Annotated in this window: 22 protein-coding genes; 6 read left to right on the top strand and 16 right to left on the bottom strand. The window is 39.8% G+C overall.

All coding sequences use genetic code 11. The features are described 5' to 3' along the window. Positions 1-116: 116 nt before the first annotated feature. The 10 genes from H6G75_RS05175 to H6G75_RS05130 form a co-directional block, all read right to left on the bottom strand. Positions 117-701 carry an N-acetyltransferase gene (locus tag H6G75_RS05175; protein ID WP_190978899.1) on the bottom strand — a complete coding sequence of 195 codons (585 nt, stop codon included), beginning with the start codon at positions 699-701 and terminating at the stop codon, positions 117-119. 1 nt (position 702) lies between these two features. After that, on the bottom strand, positions 703-882 hold the full coding sequence (locus H6G75_RS05170) for a hypothetical protein (RefSeq protein WP_190978898.1): 180 nt from the start codon (positions 880-882) through the stop codon (positions 703-705). Positions 883-980: 98 nt separating this feature from the next. Beyond that, the gene (locus H6G75_RS05165; protein WP_062295815.1) at positions 981-1,385 is read right to left on the bottom strand and encodes a hypothetical protein; all 405 of its coding nucleotides are present in this window, start codon (positions 1,383-1,385) and stop codon (positions 981-983) included. Beyond that, positions 1,370-2,881, bottom strand: a complete 1,512-nt coding sequence (locus H6G75_RS05160) for an AmpG family muropeptide MFS transporter (protein ID WP_190978897.1) — start codon at positions 2,879-2,881, stop codon at positions 1,370-1,372. Before H6G75_RS05160 ends, H6G75_RS05165 begins: the two co-directional genes overlap by 16 nt. 110 nt (positions 2,882-2,991) lie before the next feature. Beyond that, positions 2,992-4,452: a DNA phosphorothioation-associated putative methyltransferase gene (locus tag H6G75_RS05155; protein WP_190978896.1), complete on the bottom strand. Its 1,461-nt coding sequence runs from the start codon at positions 4,450-4,452 to the stop codon at positions 2,992-2,994. A gap of 29 nt (positions 4,453-4,481) precedes the next feature. After that, complete coding sequence (dndE, locus tag H6G75_RS05150; protein ID WP_190978895.1) at positions 4,482-4,871, bottom strand: DNA sulfur modification protein DndE; 390 nt, start codon at positions 4,869-4,871, stop codon at positions 4,482-4,484. Between the two features lie 29 nt (positions 4,872-4,900). Next, the gene (locus H6G75_RS05145; protein WP_190978894.1) at positions 4,901-5,167 is read right to left on the bottom strand and encodes a hypothetical protein; all 267 of its coding nucleotides are present in this window, start codon (positions 5,165-5,167) and stop codon (positions 4,901-4,903) included. Positions 5,168-5,251: 84 nt separating this feature from the next. Further along, entirely contained in the window at positions 5,252-7,240 is a 1,989-nt protein-coding gene (dndD, locus tag H6G75_RS05140; protein ID WP_190978893.1) for a DNA sulfur modification protein DndD, read from the bottom strand. A 144-nt stretch (positions 7,241-7,384) separates the two neighbouring features. Next, positions 7,385-7,816, bottom strand: a complete 432-nt coding sequence (tnpA, locus tag H6G75_RS05135; RefSeq protein WP_190978892.1) for an IS200/IS605 family transposase — start codon at positions 7,814-7,816, stop codon at positions 7,385-7,387. A gap of 145 nt (positions 7,817-7,961) precedes the next feature. Next, positions 7,962-8,153: a hypothetical protein gene (locus H6G75_RS05130; protein ID WP_190978891.1), complete on the bottom strand. Its 192-nt coding sequence runs from the start codon at positions 8,151-8,153 to the stop codon at positions 7,962-7,964. Between the two features lie 121 nt (positions 8,154-8,274). Between H6G75_RS05130 and H6G75_RS05125 the strand changes: the two genes are divergently transcribed. Then, the gene (locus H6G75_RS05125) at positions 8,275-8,517 is read left to right on the top strand and encodes a helix-turn-helix transcriptional regulator (protein WP_190978890.1); all 243 of its coding nucleotides are present in this window, start codon (positions 8,275-8,277) and stop codon (positions 8,515-8,517) included. Here the strand turns inward: H6G75_RS05125 and dndC are convergent. Then, positions 8,514-10,169 carry a DNA phosphorothioation system sulfurtransferase DndC gene (gene dndC, locus H6G75_RS05120; RefSeq protein ID WP_190978889.1) on the bottom strand — a complete coding sequence of 552 codons (1,656 nt, stop codon included), beginning with the start codon at positions 10,167-10,169 and terminating at the stop codon, positions 8,514-8,516. The two genes, H6G75_RS05125 and dndC, sit on opposite strands and share 4 nt — an antisense overlap. 153 nt (positions 10,170-10,322) lie before the next feature. On the opposite strand from dndC, the gene H6G75_RS05115 reads away from it, so the two are divergent. Further along, positions 10,323-11,921 carry a DGQHR domain-containing protein gene (locus H6G75_RS05115; protein ID WP_190978888.1) on the top strand — a complete coding sequence of 533 codons (1,599 nt, stop codon included), beginning with the start codon at positions 10,323-10,325 and terminating at the stop codon, positions 11,919-11,921. Between the two features lie 107 nt (positions 11,922-12,028). Further along, the gene (locus H6G75_RS05110; RefSeq protein ID WP_190978887.1) at positions 12,029-13,219 is read left to right on the top strand and encodes a DNA sulfur modification protein DndB; all 1,191 of its coding nucleotides are present in this window, start codon (positions 12,029-12,031) and stop codon (positions 13,217-13,219) included. A gap of 36 nt (positions 13,220-13,255) precedes the next feature. Here the strand turns inward: H6G75_RS05110 and H6G75_RS05105 are convergent, their stop codons facing one another. After that, entirely contained in the window at positions 13,256-13,729 is a 474-nt protein-coding gene (locus H6G75_RS05105; protein ID WP_190978886.1) for a DNA phosphorothioation-associated protein 4, read from the bottom strand. A 128-nt stretch (positions 13,730-13,857) separates the two neighbouring features. Continuing rightward, positions 13,858-14,940: a photosystem II q(b) protein gene (gene psbA, locus H6G75_RS05100; protein ID WP_190978885.1), complete on the bottom strand. Its 1,083-nt coding sequence runs from the start codon at positions 14,938-14,940 to the stop codon at positions 13,858-13,860. 813 nt (positions 14,941-15,753) lie between these two features. Between psbA and H6G75_RS05095 the strand changes: the two genes are divergently transcribed. Together H6G75_RS05095 and H6G75_RS05090 are read left to right on the top strand one after the other, a co-directional pair. Continuing rightward, positions 15,754-16,899 (top strand): hybrid sensor histidine kinase/response regulator, encoded by a 1,146-nt coding sequence (locus tag H6G75_RS05095; RefSeq protein ID WP_190978884.1) that lies wholly within the window; start codon positions 15,754-15,756, stop codon positions 16,897-16,899. A gap of 125 nt (positions 16,900-17,024) precedes the next feature. Continuing rightward, complete coding sequence (locus H6G75_RS05090) at positions 17,025-18,407, top strand: aldehyde dehydrogenase (RefSeq protein WP_190978883.1); 1,383 nt, start codon at positions 17,025-17,027, stop codon at positions 18,405-18,407. 85 nt (positions 18,408-18,492) lie between these two features. On the opposite strand, the gene H6G75_RS05085 is transcribed toward H6G75_RS05090, so the two are convergent. The 3 genes from H6G75_RS05085 to H6G75_RS05075 form a co-directional block, all read right to left on the bottom strand. Continuing rightward, positions 18,493-19,092, bottom strand: coding sequence for a sulfite oxidase-like oxidoreductase (locus tag H6G75_RS05085; protein ID WP_190978882.1), 600 nt, complete (start codon positions 19,090-19,092; stop codon positions 18,493-18,495). A gap of 403 nt (positions 19,093-19,495) precedes the next feature. Continuing rightward, entirely contained in the window at positions 19,496-19,669 is a 174-nt protein-coding gene (gene rpmF, locus H6G75_RS05080) for a 50S ribosomal protein L32 (protein WP_190591274.1), read from the bottom strand. Between the two features lie 139 nt (positions 19,670-19,808). Continuing rightward, the gene (locus tag H6G75_RS05075) at positions 19,809-20,318 is read right to left on the bottom strand and encodes a hypothetical protein (protein WP_190978881.1); all 510 of its coding nucleotides are present in this window, start codon (positions 20,316-20,318) and stop codon (positions 19,809-19,811) included. 199 nt (positions 20,319-20,517) lie between these two features. Here H6G75_RS05075 and H6G75_RS05070 point away from each other — a divergent pair, with 199 nt between their 5' ends. Further along, positions 20,518-22,464: a caspase family protein gene (locus H6G75_RS05070; RefSeq protein WP_190978880.1), complete on the top strand. Its 1,947-nt coding sequence runs from the start codon at positions 20,518-20,520 to the stop codon at positions 22,462-22,464. Positions 22,465-22,502: the final 38 nt, after the last annotated feature.

Below are 22,502 nucleotides of genomic sequence, written 5' to 3'. Positions count from 1 at the left end.
AGGCTAGAGGTTAGGGACTAGAGAAGATAACTATTGACTAATCACTAACTGTCCCAGGTGTTTCAGAATTGTTAGTACAGTAAATAAATTGTTGCGGTACTGCGATCGCAAAACTGCTACTCATGGCTGTCACCAACGAAATAACCTGACAGTTCTTTCAGCATCCACAAAGATTGAGTTTGATAACCCAGTTGATTGTAGAGATTTAAAGCAGGTTGATTAGATTCAAAGACTTGTAAACCGATTTGTTTATCACCTCGTTGAATTGCCCATTTTTCTAAATACTGCATTAAAGCTTTACCAATACCTTTACGCCGATGTTCTGGGACGACGTAAAGCAAAAAAATATGAGCATGGCGATCGCCACTGACTTGATCTATGGCATTTCCCACCCAGAGGCAAGCGATGGGGGATGAGGGAGACAGGGGGGACAAGGGAGACGAAGGGGAATTATAGTTAGTTGCTTGCTCATTTCTCTCTACTTTCCCTATACCCTTATCCCCCTGTACCCCTAATTCCACATCTACCCACCACAAAGGCGTATCTTGGGATAAATACTGCTCGACGGTGCGGGCGAGGTGGGCAAAATCTTGCTGGGGAAATCGCTCCTGGTAAGTGCGTTGCATGAACTTGACAAGGAGCGATCGCTCTAATGTTGAACCGCGACGAATTAAATACCCTGGTAGTAATTGCTCAGACACTTTATTTGCTAAAGGTGAATAAATCCATCGCTGTAGCTGGCAAAATTACCCCGGTTTCTTCAATAGGTGCGGGTGCTGCCATATCAGCCGGCAAAAATATTCGGGCGCTGACTGCTACTAAGGCAACGATAAATACTAAAAGTACTAGTAGTGGGGCGATGTATTGACGAATTATAGCCATATTTAGTAAGTCAAAAGTCAAAAGAAAAAAACTGAGTGCTGAGTGCTGAGTTGAAGCATTTTCCTCTGCCCCCTGCCTCCTGCCTCTCTTCTTTAACCTTAACGCCGATCGCGTTCTAAATCATCCATAACTCGCTCGCAATACCAACTTTCTGGCATACCGGGATAATTTTGCTTGGCTTGTTCAATTAAGCGTTCAGCTGTGGCGGTATCACCGTCTAACTTGGCAATCAGCCTGTTTTTGAGTTGGTTGTCGGTGATGCGATCGTTAATCTCTGTTGCGGACATACTTTCCGGCACAACGCTGGATTGTTCTCGGCGTAACTGCCAAAATAAAACGTAATACAGTGTACCGAAAATTAAAATTAGGCTGAGTGTACCAAAAAAGGTAAAGAGATTAAAAGTCAAAAATCCCAGTACTAATTGTGACAGGACATAGCCAAGTAACAAACCTGTAAGTAAAAGAATAAATGTACCAATAACAACAATTACTTGGCTTCCCATACATCCTCATCTTCTTCCTCTAGTCCTGGTCTAGATATTATCATTGGCTTTTGATTCCAGGGAGCAACAAACGGTAAAAGTAACAATCCTGGCAAGGCTGCTACTAGGGTTAATAAGAAAAACAAAGGCCAGCCTGTGGCTTTTGCCCAATCGCCTGCCGGTGCTGAAAGAACATCTCTACTAATCGCCATTAAGCTAGAAAATAATGCAAATTGAGTGGTTGTAAAACGGTGATTGCAGAGGTTCATTAAAAAGGCCACTGTAGCAACTGTTACTAATCCGGCACTAAAATTTTCGATATTTACTGCCAAAATTAATAACGAGTAATTTTTGCCAGCAACAGCTAAAGCATAATAACCCAAGTTACTCAATAATTGCAGTATGCCAAATATCCATAAACCGCGATTTAGGTGAATTTTGGTTAAGATTACCCCACCAGCTAATACACCGACAGTTGTGGCAAGAAAGCCAATCCCTGCTTGAATTGCACCAATTTCAGTTTTAGTAAAGCTGATTTCTCGCAAAAATAAATTAGCTGTGATACCAACCAAAGAATCACCCAGTTTATAAAGAATGATAAATATCAGAATTGCACCAGCTTGAGTTAAGCCAAAGCGATGAAAAAATTCTTTAAAAGGCAGAAAAATTGCTTGTTGTAAGTTTTGAGGGGCTTGATTTTCTTGAGCTTCACCCAGTAATTCATCAGGCAATAATAAAGATGAAACTATCCAAGCTATTATCAAACCTGCCAATAGCCAATAAAACACAGGCAAAGCAATATAGCCAAGAAAAACTCCTCCCAGTAAACCAGCTACCAAGCCTGTGATAAATAGTACGAATATCACATCTTTGACAGATATAGGGGCGGTTTCTCTGTGATTACTTACCTGTGGTTCTCTGGGGGCTGATAAGCTGACAAAGATACTCCCTGCCATTAAAGCAGCCATCAGTAAGTAAACACTGTTCCAAGGTAAGTGATCAGCTAAAACCAAAGCTAGAGAACTAGTAACAAACAAAGCAACACGATAGCCGAGTACCCAAACTGATGCACCGGCTTCTGCTTCTAGAGGGTTTAAGATATCGGTGCGGTAAGCATCACCAGCGATGTCTTGGGTGGCACTTAAAAAGGTGATAATTAAACAGTTGATGGCTAGTATTTGCAATACTTGGTCACTTTGGGAAGGCTGTTGTAATGCAAGAGTGGCGATCGCAATTGCTAAACCAACTTGAGTTAAAATCAACCAACCTCGTCTCGCGCCCAAAAACGGCGGTACAAACCTATCTAACAACGGCGACCACAAAAATTTGAGAGAATAAGGCAACGCCAACAAACCAAATAAAGTAATTTTGCCGATATCAACCTTGGCATCTTGCATCCACAATTGCAATGTTCTACTAGTTAAGAACAAAGGCAATCCCGATGCAAAACCCAGCAATAACAAAGCCCCCATTTTGCGACTTTGGACGGCTTGGCGTAGTGCTTGGATTTCTTTCATCGTTTCGATATTCCTTACTCACTGGAGCGAATTGCAGTTATCTTGCCATAGTTACTGCATAGTTTCATAACCTTCAATTTGGTATAACTTGCAAAATGATTAGCAGTCTCCTAACTTTCTTTGATCGGATAAACTTGATGTCCTCTAATTTCTACTCCATGTTCAGCCAGACATTTTAACCAACCTTCTCGTGTGCCAATGTCACTTTTTTGCTTGAGTAAACCTAATTCCTGTTCTTGTTGGGTGAGTTTAACAAATTCTTCGTATTGGGGATAATTAGGTGTAACAAAAGTTTCTTTCCGGTGCAGAACAGGTGGATTTGCCCGATTTGCATAATCTCGATGAGTGACGTACAAAGTTTTTAAGTCAATGGTGATGCTGGCTTTTAAGGCTGGGTGGGGGTCTGTGTCAAAGTCTGGATAAAATAAGTAGGATATTTGTGGTTGCTCAAGGTTATATTTAATCAGCGTCGCATCATCAACACGCCCAATAGTCCGGCTGGCGCAACCTTCGTAAATGCGGAGTAAGGGATCGAGGGCGGCGAGGGCGGAAACATGAACGTAAAGTGCGCCGCGTGTTTGTTTGCCAATTTTGCTTTTTTCGCAGGCTGTTTGGATAACTTTTGGTCTACCCAAACTAAATAATTTTTGGTCAGCGACTTCGCAAGCTTCCTCGTAACTACCAAAAAAGGCTTTGATGTCGTGGCGCATTTCTGGCGCTAGTTGGGAAAATCTGGGGCGTTTATCAAAGTGGGTGAGGGCAAGGTAAACTTGAATATCTAAAGAACGACGATAGGCGATCGCATCCCATTCTGCTTCATCGGTGGCTTGCAACACAACTGCAAAGGCGCGGCGAAAGTTACCAAATTCGCTTAATAGTTCTTGTTCGTTTGTTAGTTCACCCTTGACAGGTAATCTCCCGCGTTTGGTGAAAAACTCCATGAGTGGTTGCAGTGTTTCCTGATAATCTTCAAACCGCTTGCTAGGGATGCGGACTCGCGGTGTATAAGTGCGCGAAAAGAAGCGGATGGCTTTGAAACTTTCTTTTTCGGCTTCATCACGGAAGACAAAATAAACCCCAAGCGCCACCGGAACTGCATCGACGTTGAGGACTTGATCAATATATTTTTTGAGTTCTTCTTGCTCGTAATATTTTTGAAAGGTATTACGGCTAGTTACAATGCCGTCATTGTAAGCGAGTTGGGCTTTGCTGGGAGCGTTAATTAAGACTTGTGCGGCGACAATTAAAACTTTGCGGGTGAGTTCCCAGGCTTTAATCAGGCTTTGGTTACGTTCTTCTAAATCTTCGATGACGTTGATAACGTAACCCAAGTTCACCACATCAGCAGGCGTTATCTGTTGATTAGGGTAATAGTACGGGTCCCAACCTGCACTCGTATAGCCAAGGTTTCCGACGCGCTGCACATCGCCACCATGACCACAGCCATAGTCAAAAAAAGTCGTGTCCTGGTTAATGATTGACCATTCTATGGCTAATCTTACAGGACGAGAGATTTCTGTGCGAGCGATCGCAGCTCGATGACGCTCAATTTCTAAGTAGCTCTCCGGCATAAATATATCAAGAAGAACTACATTAATCCTTATATCTTCTCTAGGGCGATCGCAATTAAATCTTCAATTTTCTTGATATTTGGGTCGCCAGCTAAATAACCAATCCCACGATGCAAATGCAATCGAAATTGCGTGGCTAAGGTTTCTTTATCAGTCCCTAAACCGTCATTATGACAACGTTGCTTCAGGGCGAGTAAAAAAATATCAGACATTTCACCACCAAAAACCCGCCAAGCCATTTCCACATTACTATCTTGGGGAATAGGTACAGGAGACGGTGGCGCGGGTTCAGCCAGCGAACGACACAACGCCCAACGACACAGAATATTCCATTGGTCGATTTTGGTGTTGCGTTTGAGTTTTTGTAGTTGGTCTTTGGCGGTTTGGGAAAGTTTAATTCTTTCGATTGGGGCTTCCATATCTTTGTTAATAATTATTTTTATACAAATTAGGCTAGTTTTTCGTCATACATTTTTTCTAATCCATCCATTTCAGTAACAATAAATTCCTCATTAATAGAAGCAATTTCTGTTTTTATATCTAAATCATTAGTTATAGTAGCTAATTGTTTATTTATATGGTTAATATCAGTTAAATTATCTGATTGTTTTCTGGCTTGCACTTGTTTTCTCATGCGTTCTAAAAGCCATTCTAGTTCTTCTAATGACAAAGCACTTAAATCACGTTCTAGTTCTAGTAAATGTGGTGATATCATCTCTACTCTCTAAAGCTGCTTACATCTATTGTAAATAGACAAACTTATACAAATTGCTCAACCCCATTGTTTCAAAGCTATCTCCTACCAAAAATATTGATTTTCTATCACGGTAGTTTGACGGGTAGATGAGTCGTATTTGAGGAGATATTCACGAGCGATCGCTTCATTTTTCCGCAGGGTTTCGACTTCTTTTTTACCAATTTCCGTATCAGTAGAAAGCAGAATTACTTGATGGCTGGCGGCGGGGAAGTATTTTTCTACTAGGTTTTGGCGGTGGGAAGAGTCGAGTCTGCCGAGGGGTGTGTCAATAGCTACTGGTAAGCGCAAACCAGAGACTTTGGCTAGTCCCCACAGGAATGCGATCGCCAGTAGTTGTTTTTCCCCAGCCGACAAGCGATGTTTCGGGACTGGTTTACCCTCGAAATCGAACAGCGATAAGGCGAAAGTTTTAGTATCAATAGCAATGCGAAATACTAAATCTGATTTGTGCAGTAAATAGAGAAAACAATTCTTCACTTCTTCCTCTAATTTATTTAGCTTCCTCAGAGTTAATTTCTCTCGAAAAACCTTCAGAGTTTCTTGCACTTTAGAAGCTGAAGTAATGATATGTTCTCTATTTTTATGTTTTATACTTTTGTCAGTGTAATCGTTTAATTCTTTTTTAGTTATTTCAATTCCATCCGTTAACGCTGCTAATTTCTGCCTTGTTGTTTCATACTTTGCCTTAGCTTGTACAACTTCTTTTTGTGAATCTTCCACAGCATCACGCAATTTTTTATAAGCTTCTGGTTCTGCTGCTGTCTGCACTTGTCTTTCTAACGTAATAATTTCTTCTTCCAGATTTCTGAGATTCACTAAGTGCTGTTTTGCAGTATTACATGCACTTTTTAAGTGATATCTCACATTATCTAGTTGACTCAAGCTTTCATCATCAGCTAATAGCCAAGGTGCTTCAGATTGGAGTGAACTTGCATATAAACTATCGACATCTTCAGCTAAAAAAGCTTGAATTTTATCAACTTGGTCAGCAGCAATAGTCAACTGACTTAGCCATTCAAGTAAGCGTTTATCTCGTTCAATTAAAACATCTCTGGCAAGTTGCACCTGTTGATTACGAAATTCACTTGCACCCTGGGTTTGTACCTGACTCAATAAATTAGGAATTAACGCTAAAGGCAAAATATCCGCAGCTAATTCACATAAAGACTGTCGAATTGCTTCTAATGCAGCAGTTTTTTCATTTTTTTTCTCTTCTAACTGACTGCGTTCGGCGGCAATTTTCCCACCTTCAGATACAAATTTATCTAAAGCTTCTTGCTGGATAGTTTCTAAATATTCAACTTGATTTTTCAAATTAGCTAACTCTTGTTCTGCTACTTGATAATCTTCTTGCTGTTGTAATAACCTTTTTTCAATATCTTCGAGATTGGCTAAATCTTTAGTATCAGCCATCTCTTTACGCTTGCGGGTGATTAAAACATCTAAATCAACTGCTAATTTATCAGCTAATTCTAGCCCTAACAGCCCGCGAATAGCTTCCACAACAATTGGTGGTGGGGTTTCTTGTTCTGCTAGTTCTTTTACTTGTTCGCCATCAAACAAAAATAAATTAGAAATTCCTAAAGGTAGTAAATTTTCTATATAGTCATCCCAGATATTTATCAGATAATCAACAGGCCAAGTATCATCATCACCTAAAATTCCCAAAGCATCTTTACCATCTTTAGGATTTTTCTCCCAAGTTCTCACAATCCTATATCTGACTGGCTGATCATCTTCAATATGCTCAAAAAGTAACTCAATCCGTGTTTTATCAGTAGGAGTAGCTTTACTATTAACACATTGATTTAAAAAATCACTATAGCTTAAATTACCGCGCGTCGAACATTGAGCGCGTTGTCCATATAATGCCAGCCGAATAGCATCCATCAGCGTAGTTTTTCCGCCGCCATTCATTCCACCTAATAAAAGAATCGGGCGAGGATTGTCCTCATTTCTTGGGTCAAGATTAATTACTTGTCTACCAGAGTAAGGGCCAAAATTTTGTAATACCAGTTCCAAAAATATCATTTTTCTTTGTAGTGAGAGAAATATTATTCCGGGCGAATGAAATTCGCGGCTACACAGGCGAAGTCCGCCTTCGCGGACTAAGATAAGATAAAATTTATGTTTTTTAACCCGCGCAGGCGGGTTTTGTTTGTATAGCCGCGATTTCTAATCGCCCTTTATATCGACAGGTAAGGTTAATTCCCATGCAGAAATAATTGATTTTTGTTGATGATGAATCGCCTGATTCCTGATATAGTGAGCAACATTATCAATTGCATCATGACTAACTGTAAAAGCAGCATAACTACCTTGCCATTTGAAAAAATCACTGGGTTTAACTTCATGGTTTATAAAGTGTGAAGAACTACCTTTAATCTGCTTAATTAAATCAGATACGCTGATAGTTACCGGAAAACCTGTTAATAGATGAACATGCTCTTCAATACCACCAACCGCAATTACAGTACATTTTAATTGTTCACATTCTTTGATAATTGCTGCATACACTAACCTTTGAATATCAGGTGTAATAAGAGGTAATCTATCCCAGGTCGCCCAAACGTAATGTAAATATAACTGCGTAAAATTTGCTCTCATTTTACTCTCATTTTCTTTGAAACCCGCGCAGGCGGGTTTTGTCTGTGTAGCCGCGAATTCTATTCGCCCCGTATTTTTTAACTTAATTTGTCACAATGTGCCTTGTTAATATACTCATAACTTCGCCAGGATTAGAACTAGGTAATCAAGGACTCCACTCATTAACTTGGGCGAAACCCAGTTTGTATAAAGTCAGAATTGTGTTATTAACACCTTTTTTAGAACCATAAATTACTACTTTTACAGACTCTCTATCGGGTGTTGCTTGTGTAGAGTCATTGGTGGAAGCAAGCGGTGTGCTGGTTTGACAAGTATCTGCTAGAAAGCTTTTAGTCATTGGAATTAACCTGTTTATAGGTAAGTTACCGTGTTACTTAAACGTAACAAGATAATCTTATCTCGTTTGTTACATATACAGAACATTTACTCTGTTAGAAGCCTTTGACACAATCAAAGGCATGGGAAAAGCAGGTAAAGCACTTAAACAGGTGTTGGAAACATACAGCATCAGTCAGAACAAGTTAGCCGTCACAATGGGAACAGGACGGCCAAACATTCACCGTTGGATTAATGAAATGACAGACCCCGTTGCTGATAAGCTGTTAGAAATTCGTGATGCACTCAGAAAAATTAATCCAGCCGCAGCAGACGAGTTTATCAGGCTGTACTTGGGAGATGCTAATGATGACCAGCAAGCTTAAGCCTTTGTCTGTTTCTTTTTAAATTTCATATTTGACCAAGTTTTTGCATTGTCAGCAGATTTTGATGTATTTTGTGTATCGGGTTTACTTGGTTGTTCATTGGGTGCGGAAAAATCGGCTAAAGTTAACTGCTTGACTTTTTCTCTAACTGTTGCAACATCTCCTTGACTAACAGCCTCTCTTAAATCACGTTTTAAATGAGCATTCCTAATTGCTTCTTCAGGAGAACGAGAACTAGTATTAAAACATTTTTCGAGAGTTTCGTAAATTCCGACACGCTTTGTTTTCTTACGAAATTGCCATTCTGTGCTTAAAAGTTTTGACATGAGTTCCAAGTGCATAGTGTCATCAGCACAGATTTCTTCTAAGACAGCCCATTCGTCACTACCTAATAGTTTATGTTCAACACCAGGGCGCGGGTCTTTGAATTCTTCCCCAGTTACTTCGTAATAAATGCGGGGTAAACTATCGTCAAACTCATGTCTTTCTTCTAGCCAGATGCGACGAATTTCGCTAAGTTCTTCTGTAGAAATCAGAGTAATATCGCGCATATTTTCTGGTGCTGTTTGACGGATTTGTTTTTCGACGTTTAGTAATTTTCTCAGCCAATCTTCCCGTGCTTCTTTTACATAAGGGCCTGGAATTGGTTCAATAGATAGTTCACCTTCTAGATTGCGCTCATACAGTTGAACATCTCCATTTCTGCGGCGGAAATCTCGGCGATCGCGTGTTTCTTCTGCATCTAATTCCTTGCGAAAATCAAGTAGAGGCTGCATCCACTCTTTTTCTTCATCATTTTGAATCATAGCCGCTAGAGATTTATCCTGGCTGACTAAGGTACAAACCCAACAACCAAAACGAGAACTACCACAGCTTGGAGTAGACGTATCCACTACTAAGGGACATTCATTATCAGCAGAAGCACCCCGATACATAGCAAATAAGTCTTTATTGCTATATCCCCAAGGATTTTCCCACTGCATTAAATAAATCCAAACTTCATCATTTTGCCAGTCTTCAATAGGGCTGTAAACTAAAGAATTCGGCAAATTCATGTTAGGACTTAGGCGATCGCGTACCCGCAGAGCTTCTAATTTTTTCATTCTGTTAGCGCGTTTTGTGCTTTCTGCTTTGCGAGTACCCAGCACAACAATTGCTTCTCCACTAGCTCGAATGACATCACGAATAAAGCGATTCGAGGGATTGATTTTCAGACGTTCTGTACACCAACGGAATTTACCTCTTGGTGCTGGATAACCTTTCCCAATCAAACCCACCCAAAATGTTTCTTTAAAATCTGGCTGTAACAAATGAGGTTCAAATGGTAATTCTTGCGCTTGAGCTTCTAATTTCATTTGCTGTAGAGAATTTCGCACCCAAGCTGCAACAATCGGGTTTTCTACCAATGTGTCTGTAGTAATGACGTAGATTGTTTTAGTCCGTTTTTCTGGTGGGAGTCCAGCGATCGCATTCCAGACCAACTGTAAAGTAGCAGTGCTGTCTTTACCACCCGAATAACCTACAACCCAAGGAATCGCATCCAAACAATACAATTCTTGAATTTCAATGGTCAGAGCTTGGATATCCTCTACTAATTCTGCTACAGTACCTTTCTGCTGACCTTTATTTTCTGGTTGTTGTGCTTCAGTCATTGCTTCCTACCTCTGGACATTTGGGCGTTACCGCTTTTTACTCCAGTGTATGGAATGCGCGGCTTCCCAAAAAGTTTTTAAAAACTGATTTATTAGTATCTAACTTTTTGGACAATATAGCTAGGTTACAAGACTAAGTTTTTAAAAATTAATATGAGTGACATTGCATCTAACCTCACCACTGAGATTGCTAAAGAGTACCTGGAGAGAGACAACAAGGATAAACAGGTACTAGCTTTACTTTTAGAAAAATTCTTAGAGAAAAAAGACCAAATTCTGGTACAGAAAACGGAGATGGGCGGAATTGAAGCCTATATTGGTTCCGTGACTCTAGAATGGTTCGCTGGTCGAGTTCATTTCGCTTCTGGTTTACCTCTGTTGCAAAAAAAATATAATCCAGAGACTGATAATATTGAAATCGATGCAGATAGTATCGATGAAATTCAACAGCGTCCTGTTGACTGGTCACGCCAAGCACCTTTAGTTCAATATTTGGCTGCGAGAAAAAATCATAAGTTTCCCCCAGTTCTTGTAGTAATTAACCAGCCTTGGGTTGATAACTCAAAAGCCTCTGAGTGGGACAATGAGGAACGCGCTACAAAGTCTACTACCGATTTTACACCTCTAGATAAAGATGGTAAGGTGGGCTTACTCAATGTTTCTGAAGAAAATGTCACCATTTATGCACTAGATGGTCAACATCGGCTGATGGGAGTTCAGGGTTTAATTGAGTTAATTAAAACTGGTAAACTCCAGCGATATAAAAAAGATAAAACTGCCGATGATAGTTTTATTACTATCTCAGATTTAATCGAGCAGTATCAAGTAGATCCTGCTTATTTGCAAAGCTTACCTAAAGAAAAAATTGGTATTGAATTTATTTGTGCAGTTAATTCTGGTGAAACTCGTAACGAAGCTAGAAGAAGAGTAAGGTCGATTTTTGTTCATGTTAACTTGATGGCTGCACCTTTAACTAAGGGTCAGTTAGCACAGTTAAATGAAGACGACGGTTTTTCTATTGTGGCGCGAAAAATAGCAGTAACTCATCCACTTTTAGAACAACGTCCAAATCGAAACCCGCGCGTTAATTGGAATAGTGCAACTGTAGCCACAAATTCTACAGTTTTGACGACATTGCAAGCCCTACAAGATATGTCTGAGCGATATTTAGGTCAAAAATTCCCTCACTGGAAACCATTAGAAAAAGGTTTGATTCCGATGCGTCCAGAAGACGAAGAAATTGAGCAGGGAATTGCGGAATTTAAAAAGCTGTTTGATAACTTGGCTAGTTTACCTAGTTACAAGATTTTAGAACATGAAGATACACCAGTTTTGCGAAGATTTAGTTTTGAAAAAGGTAGCGGCGAAGCAAATATACTTTTCCGTCCTGTAGCGCAAGTTGCTATAGCGCAAGCTTTAGGATTTATGGTTTTTAAAAAGGGTGTTTCTCTAACCAATATTTTCAAGAAATTGAAAAAATTTGACCAACAAGGTGGCTTTACTGGGATGGAATATCCTCAGTCTCTTTGGTATGGGGTTTTATATGACCCGAATAAAAAGCGAGTACAAGTTTCTGGAAAAGACTTAGCGGCTAAGTTATTAATTTACATTTTGGGTGGACTTCAAGATCCAATGGAAGTAGCTGATCTCCGTAAGGCTTTAGCTAATGCAAGAACTGTGGAAAATAAAACTATAAGTTTTAATGGTGAGTTTGTCGATCCAAAAGCGGTAGGGCTTCCATTGCTGATATGAATTACAGGCTCTAACAAGAAAATTTCAATAGAGTTTTTACTGATTACGAACCGCTTAAAAACAGCATAGCATGATAGATACTTACCTCGAATTATACAACTGTTTTTATGGTTAACGTAAACCAGGATAGTGCTAATACTATTTCACCAGAAGTTCAAGCGAAGTTTAATACTTTCCTTGAACCATTTTTTTCTACGTATCATCGTGAACGTTGTTACCCTGGTCTACTTTTTAAGCAGGGTAAGCGTACTATGCTACAAATAAATATACCTGCAAGTGATTTTTCTGGGCTTCTGCAAGCAAAACCATCAACTGGTAATGATCCGGATTCTGGAAAAAATCGCCCAGAAGTAAAAGGTCATGTAGAAGAAATTAAACAATATGTAGTTGAACGTGCGAAAAAAGACAAACCTTGGATTGTGGGAACCTTAACAGCGAATGTAAATCCAAAAGATATTACAATAATTGAATTAGGTAGAGGAATTTGTCTAGTTGTTATTCGTCGTGGAGTTAAGTTAGATATTACAGACGGACAACATCGTAAGCGTGCTATTCATGAATTAATAGAGAGTGCTGAAGGTAGCTTAATTAGCGATGATGATTTTCCAATTACTCTAGTTTTAGAAGGCGACTTTCGCCAATGTCAGACAGATTTTAGAGACATGGCACAAACTAGACAATTAGATAAATCACTTTTATTATCATTTGGTGAATTTTCTGGTCGTGTTGGCATTACTAAAGAACTAGTACAAAGAGTGCCAATGTTTCAAGATAAAACAGAGAAGATTAAGTCTAGTCCAGCTACTAAACAAAAGTTGATTTATACAACTAACTTCATAGCTAGGTTTGTTAGTTGTGTTTTCACCAACGATCCCAATCATCAGTTACGAGATTATGATGTCTATGCAACATCTGATGCTTTAGTTATTTGTCTAAATAAATTTTTCTCACAATGCAGCAACACAGAATATATTTTTGATACAAGTATTGAAGAGTTGACTGAAGCTGAAGTAGCTGCATTCAAAGACGACTGCATTTTAGGTGTAAGTGTTGGCTTAGAAGTTTTAGGACGTTTGTTGTATTATACGTATTCTAAAACAGATAACTATTTTAACGAAGAGAAAATATTACAACTTTCGCAGATAGATTGGTCAAGAGAGAACCCATTGTGGAAAGATAACATAGTTAGGATAGACCCAAAACCAAAAAATCCTGATAAACCTTATAAATTATCCACTGCGGCAAATGCTGTCAATGATGCTGTTAAGATGGTTATAATGCAGTTAGGATGGATATAAGTTTTTGTTATTAATGCGATAAATAAATCAATTTGCTCAAGAGAGGAATTTACTTAAATCAAATTCCTCTTCTTCATTATCTTTTTGAGTTCGTTCATAACTGAGAAACAATAAAATTCTCTCTGAGTAATCCACTGCTCCACGCAACTCATTGCGTAAAATTTCTAATCCTCCATTCGCATACTCTTCAAAAATACTGTTGCGTTGAGTTTCATATTCCTCTTCATGAATGGATAAGATGTTAATATTTTGGGTTTCTATCATTCCCAATAATTTAATCACCACATCATTCCCCACAGAAGCGAAATATTCCAATCGGATTGGTGATGGTTCGCGTTTAGAAATTTCGCCTAAAGGTACACGCTTTTTATGCTTTACACCCAAAGCTGCTGCAAATACAATCACATCAGCAAAGGTTTGAAAAGGCCCTGTACCACCACCAGAAGATGTTAACGCTTTTACTAAATCTGCTTTATCTTTAGCAACCCTAATTCTGCCAGTTTCAGCCATTGATTTGAATATTTACGTTGTAGCTATGATAACCGAAAGCTAAGACAATCCCCCTCAACGCAAACAAAAACGCTCCCCTTTTCAGGAGAGCGTTTTTTATTAATTATTTAGAGACAATCTCTAGCAAATTAACCGTTGATTGCAGGAGCAGTCAACGCAACAGGTTTAACTTCACCAGCAGCTAAGTCTAAGGGGAAGTTGTGAGCGTTACGCTCGTGCATTACTTCCATACCTAAGTTAGCGCGGTTGATGATGTCAGCCCAGGTGTTGATGACGCGACCTTGAGAGTCAATCACTGATTGGTTGAAGTTGAAACCGTTCAAGTTGAACGCCATTGTGCTGATACCTAAAGCGGTAAACCAAATACCAACTACAGGCCATGCAGCTAAGAAGAAGTGCAAGGAACGGCTATTGTTGAAGGACGCATATTGGAAGATTAAGCGACCGAAGTAACCGTGTGCTGCAACGATGTTATAGGTTTCTTCTTCTTGACCGAATTTGTAACCGTAGTTTTGAGATTCGGTTTCGGTTGTTTCACGAACCAAGGAAGAAGTTACCAAAGAACCGTGCATTGCGGAGAACAAAGAACCGCCGAATACACCAGCCACACCGAGCATGTGGAAGGGGTGCATCAGGATGTTGTGTTCTGCTTGGAACACGATCATGAAGTTGAAGGTACCGGAGATACCCAAGGGCATACCATCAGAGAAGGAACCTTGACCGATGGGGTAGATCAAGAATACTGCGGTAGCAGAAGCCAAAGGAGCAGAGTAAGCTACGCAGATCCAAGGACGCATACCCAAGCGGTAAGACAATTCCCACTGACGACCCATGTAGCAAGCACATCCGATCAGGAAGTGGAAAATTACCAACTGGTAAGGGCCACCGTTGTACAACCACTCATCTAAAGAAGCAGCTTCCCAGATTGGGTAGAAGTGCAAACCGATCGCATTAGAAGAAGGAACAACTGCGCCAGAGATGATGTTGTTTCCGTAGATTAAAGAACCAGCAACGGGTTCACGGATACCATCGATGTCTACTGGAGGAGCCGCGATGAATGCGATTACGAAGCAGGTGGTTGCAGCCAGCAATGTAGGAATCATTAATACACCGAACCAACCGACATAAATACGGTTTTCGGTGCTAGTGATCCAATTGCAGAACCGCTCCCATACGTTAGCGTTAGAACGCTGTTGTAAGGTTGTAGTCATTGTTTTATGAGTGCAATGTTTAGTTAAATATTGAACAGACAAATTTTTTTAATGCCTGTTGAAATAAGTCTACATGAATTTACTTTACTTGGATGTTTCACTTAATATTCTGTAATATTTTTTTGATTTTTACTTGCAGCAATGTAAAGTTTTGAGTTGTATTTATAGAAGCCTTTCAAGGCATCCAAGGCTTGATATTCATTGTTTATAGCTGTTTTAATTCACCTAGAATTTTGGTCATAAACTTTCTAGTAACTTAAATTTATATTTCTTTACAAATTTGACTAAAAATAATCAAAATTTAATCAAGACCCTACAACGCTTACTGGATAAGAGACTTAGTATGTAAACCATGAAAATAAGGGGAAAATTGTGAACACAAATTTCTTAAAATCCTAAAATTATTACCATTAAATAACTTTTATTAAAGAATGTAAACGTAATGATCTATTTTTTCGCCATACTCTGTTATGGAAGTCGCATCAGAGGCTTTATCTTTACGTTAGAGGAATGAAAATACTAATTTTTTGGTTAGCTATAATTATTAACCCTAGATTCTATAAATAGATGCTAATTATCTGAGAATGATAATAAATATCTGCTTGTAGAGGTTTGCGTTAAATGAAGCGATCGCCATTTCTCAAGCTATAAGTATTGATATACCTGCCTTTTAATTTTCTACAATTAAATTAAAATTGTTGATTGTGCCACTTTAAATCGCGGAATGTAAGCTAAAAAACAAATCAGTAAAAAGTGGTAGCAATATAGCAGTTTTGCTCAAAAACTCACATCTACCAAAAATCTTCCCTACACATGAGTTCACTATCGCCGCGCCCTGACAAAATTTTGGTGGTCGATGATTCACCAGATAATGTTTTTTTAATTAAAACCATACTAGAAGAAGAAAGTTATACAGTTAGCACCGCAGAAAACGGTTTTGCAGCGTTAGCCCAACTAGAAGCATCTCCTTGTGACTTGGTATTGCTGGATTTAATGATGCCAGGAATGGATGGTTATGAAGTTACCAGGCGCATTCGTGGGGAGATGAACTTGCAGCAATATATTCCAATTTTGCTAATCACAGCGCACGATGCACCCAACGTTGCGCGTGGATTAGATTTGGGCGCTGATGATTTTATTCGTAAACCTGTGACGGTAGATGAATTACTTGCCAGAGTGCGATCGCTATTACGACTCAAGCATAGTATGGATGAGCGTGATGAAATTGCCCGTCAGAGAGAAGACTTTGTTTCTCGACTCACCCATGACTTGCGTACGCCCTTAGTCGCGGCTGATCGGATGTTAATGTTATTTGAGCAAGGTGCTTTGGGTGAATTATCTGCACAAATGCGAGAAGTACTCACCATCATGGCGCGTAGCAATGCCAACTTGCTCTCAATGGTGAATACTTTATTAGAAGTGTATCGATTTGAAGCCGGACGCAAAACCCTGGCGTTTCAACCCGTAGATTTAAAGCTATTAATTGCCGAAGTAGTTGGTGAACTTACACCTTTAGCCGCAGCTAAAGCACTGACTATCCAACAGAAATATGACGAGGAACTAACTAACAGTAATATTATGGGCGATCGCTTAGAACTGCACCGCCTGTTGACTAACCTTATAGGTAACGCCATTAAATTTACTGAATCCGGCTATATTGCAGTGCGCCTCTCCCCCGCAGATAAAAATCCAGAAATTTCCTCCTTGGGAAGCACGTCATCTATCTCTGGTAGTGACTATATTGATATTGTGGTAGCCGATACAGGTTCGGGTATTCCACCTGAAGAACAAACAACATTGTTTCAGAGATTTCGTCAAGGTAGCCACAAAAGTTCCGGTAGTGGCTTAGGACTGTATTTGTCTCGCCGAATTGTCGAGGCACATCAAGGACAGATTTCTGTTAATTCTGTATTAGGTAAAGGCAGCCAATTTATTGTCCGTTTACCACTTAAATCTTGAAGAAATAATAAGTTGATCAATTATGATCCATAGCAGTCCTAAATCATTTGTGAATAGCAAGATACCTGGTTTCTTGAAGAAGTTGGGTATCTCAGCCTCTCGATAAAATACTAGAGGATAACATCATGATTACTGCTGAATTATCTAATATTGCAGAACTTATTACTCAGCAACGGCAATTTTTTCAAACTGGGAAAACCAAAGATATAGCTTTTCGTTTAGAAAAGCTCAGAACTCTCAAACAAGCAATAATTGATAACGAAACGGAGATTTTACAAGCTTTAAAAGCAGATTTTCAGAAACCAGAATTTGAATCTTACGCAACAGAAATTGGTATTACCAAAGAAATTGATTATGCCATTAAACATTTGCACTCTTGGGCTAAACCACAAAAAGCCGAAGTGCCAATCGAGTTCTTTTCTTATTCAGCTAAAATTTATGCTGAACCTTTAGGAGTAGTTTTAATTATTGGCCCTTGGAATTATCCCTTTAATTTGATTATTGCACCCTTAGTCGGTGCGATCGCCGCAGGTAATTGTTCCATTCTCAAGCCTTCAGAACTTGCCCCCGCTACCTCTAGTTTGTTAGCCAAAATGATGGCTAAATATTTTGCACCAGAGTTTATCACTGTAGTAGAAGGTGGTGTAGAAGCCAGTCAAAAGCTACTTGCAGAAAAATTTGACCATATCTTTTTTACTGGTGGTACGGCTGTAGGTAAAATTGTTATGGAAGCCGCAGCAAAACATCTCACGCCAGTAACTTTAGAATTAGGCGGCAAAAGCCCTTGTATTGTTGATGCAGATATTAACTTAGAACATACCGTTAGACGGATTACTTGGGGTAAATTTATTAATGCTGGACAAACTTGTGTTGCTCCAGATTATCTTTTAGTTGATAAAAAAATTAAGCCAGACTTAATCAATTGCTTGAGAAAAACTCTCACAGAATTTTATGGCGAAAACCCATACAATAGTGCTGATTATGCCAGAATTATCAGTCAAAAACACTGTGAAAGGTTAATTAAACTGCTTGATAAAGGTGAAATTGTTGCTGGTGGCGAAAGCAAACTAGAAGAACGTTATATTGCCCCGACAATTATTGATCAAGTCTCTTTGACAGACCCTGTAATGCAGGAAGAAATTTTTGGGCCAATTTTACCTGTAGTTGAATATACCGATATTACAGAAGCGATCGCCTTAATTAATTCCAAACCAAAACCCTTAGCTTTATACCTGTTTTCACAAAACAAAAATCTGCAACAGCAAGTTTTACAAGAAACTTCCTCTGGTGGTGTTTGTCTGAATGACACAGTAATGCACCTTGGTGTTTCATCTTTACCCTTCGGTGGCGTAGGTGATAGTGGTATTGGTAACTATCATGGTAAAGCGGGTTTTGATACCTTTTCTCACCATAAAAGCGTGTTGCATAACTCCTTCTGGTTAGATTTAAAATGGCGTTACGCCCCATATCAAGACAAATTGGGCTTTTTGAAGCGATTAATTAAGTAAAAAATAAATTATTCATCTTGTGGGACGGGTGAGGACACCCATCCCACAAGAAAATATCGGATATTCTTTGAGGATTTTGCTCAAATCAAAAACTACTGCTATAACGTTCTTCCGCCCAAGGTTCGCCACGGCGATGATAACCGTTGCGTTCCCAAAAACCCAGTTCTTCTTTTTTGAGAAATTCTAAACCATTAATCCACTTGGCACTTTTCCAAGCGTAGAGATGGGGAACAACTAACCGCAAGGGGCCACCGTGTTCTGCGGGTAATGGTTCTCCAAACAATTGAAAAGCAAAGAAATTTTCTTCGCGGACAAAATCTTCAATGGCGATATTTGTAGTGTAGCCACCATAGCAATGTTCCATGATATGGGCTGCTTCTGGTTCTACCTCTATCAAATTCATCAAATCTGTTACCTTAATGCCAGTCCACTTGACATCCAGTTTTGACCAACGGGTAACACAGTGAAAATCTGCTGTAAATTCGTGCTGTGGTAGTGCCATAAAGTCCGACAAAGTGAAAACAGCAGGTTTAGCCGCACCCCAAATGCGAAATTCCCACTCTTCGATATTGACTTTGGGTGTTGCACCATAAGTTAGTACAGGGAAACCTTTGGCGAGGTGCTGTCCAGGCGGGACACGTTCACCCTGTTCTTTATCTGGCTTTTGAAAAAACTTGCCTAACATATTCTCAGCAAAATTAGGTTAATTGAAACACTTGGCTATTTCGAGACGATGATCTAAACCTGATTTTGAGTGTGCTAGAGTGCCTGAGTATGAACAACTAGACTCAGACAGAGAAGAAATATTAATTTTGCTGAACACCTACATCGTTAGGATATCCAGATAATTTACTGTGTGATTATGATTATCTGATCATCAGTCATGGGTAATAGGTAATGGATAATGGATTTTCCAAATTATTCATTACCGATTTTTTATGTATCCGATTACTTGCTGCACAATAGACATAAACTATTAATAAGTAGAAGAAATTTCGGAAAAACTTTTGCTGAAATACTAGAAAGCCTGAGCGGTAAAAGTCACCGCTCAAATCTTCGGTGATGCTAGGGTTTTTCCTAATCGGAAATTATGATTCTTCTTCCTCTTCTTCAGCAGCAGGATAGACAAATGTAGAACGTCCAGTCAAAATAGACTTGCCCAGAGACAAAGCTTTTTGAGCTTCAACAGCAGCTTTATGTCTCCAAGTAGCTCGACGTTTATCGCGTTTAGATTTAGATGTTTTCTTCTTAGGGACAGCCATAGTAGCGGATATCGCAATTTTTGACAACCTTTCTATTCTAAGCCATCTCTTTGCATCTGCAATGGTCTACGCGTAATTTACAAGTTAGGGGTTATAGGCTAGGGGCTAGTATTTTTACTCAGCACTCAGCACTTTTAACTTACGGTGTGGTGGTTGCTGGTGCAACGGTGGTGATGGGAGGGATATTGACGGGGTTGGTTGGGGTTTGTTCAAAGAATAATAGCGATCGCGCGGTTTTAAAGTAAGTCGCCCAAAGTTGAGCATCAGGACGGGAACGCCATTGGGTACGGCTGACTTCTAAAGCTAAAATTGGTGCGATCGCACCGTAGCTCTGTACGGAGACAATAATCGATACATCTGTAGCTAATATATCCTGGTCAAAACTGCGTTGTGCGGCGGCTCTAGCTGTAGCTTCGGCTCTCCGCAGTGTAGTTTCATAGCTTTCATCAGGTAATCTATCAATAATTAAATCAACTCTAGCTGTGTAAGCTCTTACCATCTGTGGTGAAATTACTTCTGCCACAATCCATACAGGTAGGCTAGAAAAGAGCAAAAATATTAATGGAAATATCCGGATTTGTTTGATAACTTGGCTAATAAATAAAAAGGAAATGATCGATGATTGTTGGTTAGCAACATTCTTGGTCATAACCTGAAAGCTCCTTACTAATTAATGGCCTGTAATTGAATTGTCTGAGAATTTTTACTGAAATTAAAGGCAATAAAAATTACTTAGTCTTTGGGATTTCATGAGAAATTCCGAGGCTATAAGACATAGGTTAGCTTTGTTCTTTCGGCAAAGCCAACCGCAATTTTAGGCAAGTCAACCACAACCTACAAATAGCGGGATGGCAAATCACTGGGCGATCGCAATCGGCATCAATCAATATCAATTTTTTCAACCTTTACGTTGCGCCCAAGCCGATGCCGAGGCGCTAAAAGATTTTTTGGTTCAAGAAGCAGGTTTTTCTCCCCAACGCTGTCTATTAATGACAGATACTTCGCCGCCAATTGGTGATAGGTCTACCTATCCCACAAAAGACAATATTCTGCTGTTGTTAGAAGATTTAGCAGCAGCTTGTTGGCAACCAGGGGATTATCTGTGGTTTTTCTTTAGTGGTTATGGTGTTAACCATGCAAGCCAAGATTACTTGATGCCAGTAGAAGGCAATCCTGAGTTGATGCAGGAAACCGCCATCGAAATGCGATCGCTCTTGCAAAGTCTCCATATAGCTGAACTGAATGCTTTAGTGCTGCTTGATATTAACCGCGCTTCCAGTACACAAGCAGATGCAACCGTTGGACAAGAAACCATTGAAATAGCGCAAGAATTACAATTAGCAACAATTCTGTCTTGCGAACCAGAACAATTTTCCCGTGAAAGTAGTGAGCTAGGTTACGGATTTTTTACTGCGGCTTTGTTGGCTGCATTACGTTCTGGTCATGGCAGCAGTTTGGCAGATTTAAACAGCTATTTAAATGTGTTCACCCCAGAATTATGCCAACACTATTGGCGACCGACACAAAATCCAGTGGCGGTATTACCTGCTAAATCTTTTGTCATCTTGCCACAGCCAGAGGTGAATCATTCAGTTACAGAAGTTCCCAGCACACTAGAACCAACAGAAGCCGCACCCCATGAATTAGAGACAACTGAAGCTGAAGGTAGTATTTTTCCTGAAGAAAACTTTGCTGTGGCTTTGGCGGCTCCCCCCTTAGCGCCAACATCAACCAAAAATCCCGTAAATTCGCCGCATATTGGGATTTGGGGAGAAGCATCGGTTTTACAGTCAGCTGTTGCTGCCAGATTACCAGATTTGAAGTTTCCCAGTTTCAATTTAGGAGAACCACAACTTTCTCTATCACCCGACTTAATCACTAACGAAGAATATAGCAACCAGCAAGGGCAATTAGCGATTCCTGCTTCAGAAACAAGTGCAGGGAGATTCATTCCCGATGTTCCTCAACCTTACATCTCACGTTTACCTCAGAAAAAAGCCAACACCTTATGGTGGCAACAATTTTTCTTTTGGGGCGGTGGTGTGATGTTAATAGTAGCTGTAGTGACAGTGGTCTTTCTTCGCAATCAAGAAAAGTTTGTGGCAGGTCGAGAGGCTTTATCAGCAAAGTCCCATGAACATGAACAAGTAGTTCCTGCAAAAAATCAGTCTGCTGCTCAAATAGCTTCTCTTTCTGAGTCGAAGAACCGCAATCAAGCTGTATTAGATTTGGCGAAAATGTCTCTTAGACAAACTCAAGCCAGTGATTTGAGTTTAGCGATCGCCACAGCCAGAAAAATTCCGCCAGGTGAACCGCTTTACGAACAAGCCCAAGAAAATATCAATATTTGGAGTAACATGATCCTCAATTTAGCCGAGGGTCGTGCCAAGCAAAGACAATATACCAATGCGATCGCCGCCGCACAACTCATCAGTAAAGAAAGCTCCCTTTATCCCCAAGCTCAAACAGTAATTAAACAGTGGCGACAAGAAGCCAAGCAATATCTCGCTAACAAAACTTTATTAGATGCGGCTAATGCCTTAATTAAGCCAGGGCAAGCCTCTACATACAATCGTGCCATTGAAGTAGCCAAGCGCGTTCCCCAGGGTCAGCCAGGATTTGATCTGGCTCAAAAATCAATCAATAAATGGAGCGAGAAAATCTTAGACCTAGCAAAAACTCGTGCTGCTGAAGGTGATCTCCAATCTGCCATTACCACCGCCACCTTAGTTCCAGAAGAGACATCTGTGTATGAAGATGCTCAAGAAGCAATCCGTAAATGGCAGAAAAAATAGATATGGCAGAAGGTAAACTTACAATATTACACCTAGCC

It is taken from the genome of Nostoc sp. FACHB-280 (assembly GCF_014697615.1).
GTDB lineage: Bacteria > Cyanobacteriota > Cyanobacteriia > Cyanobacteriales > Nostocaceae > Nostoc_B.
The sequence above is the reverse complement of the archived record's forward strand: the minus strand, read 5'-3'. Positions and strand labels throughout refer to the sequence as shown.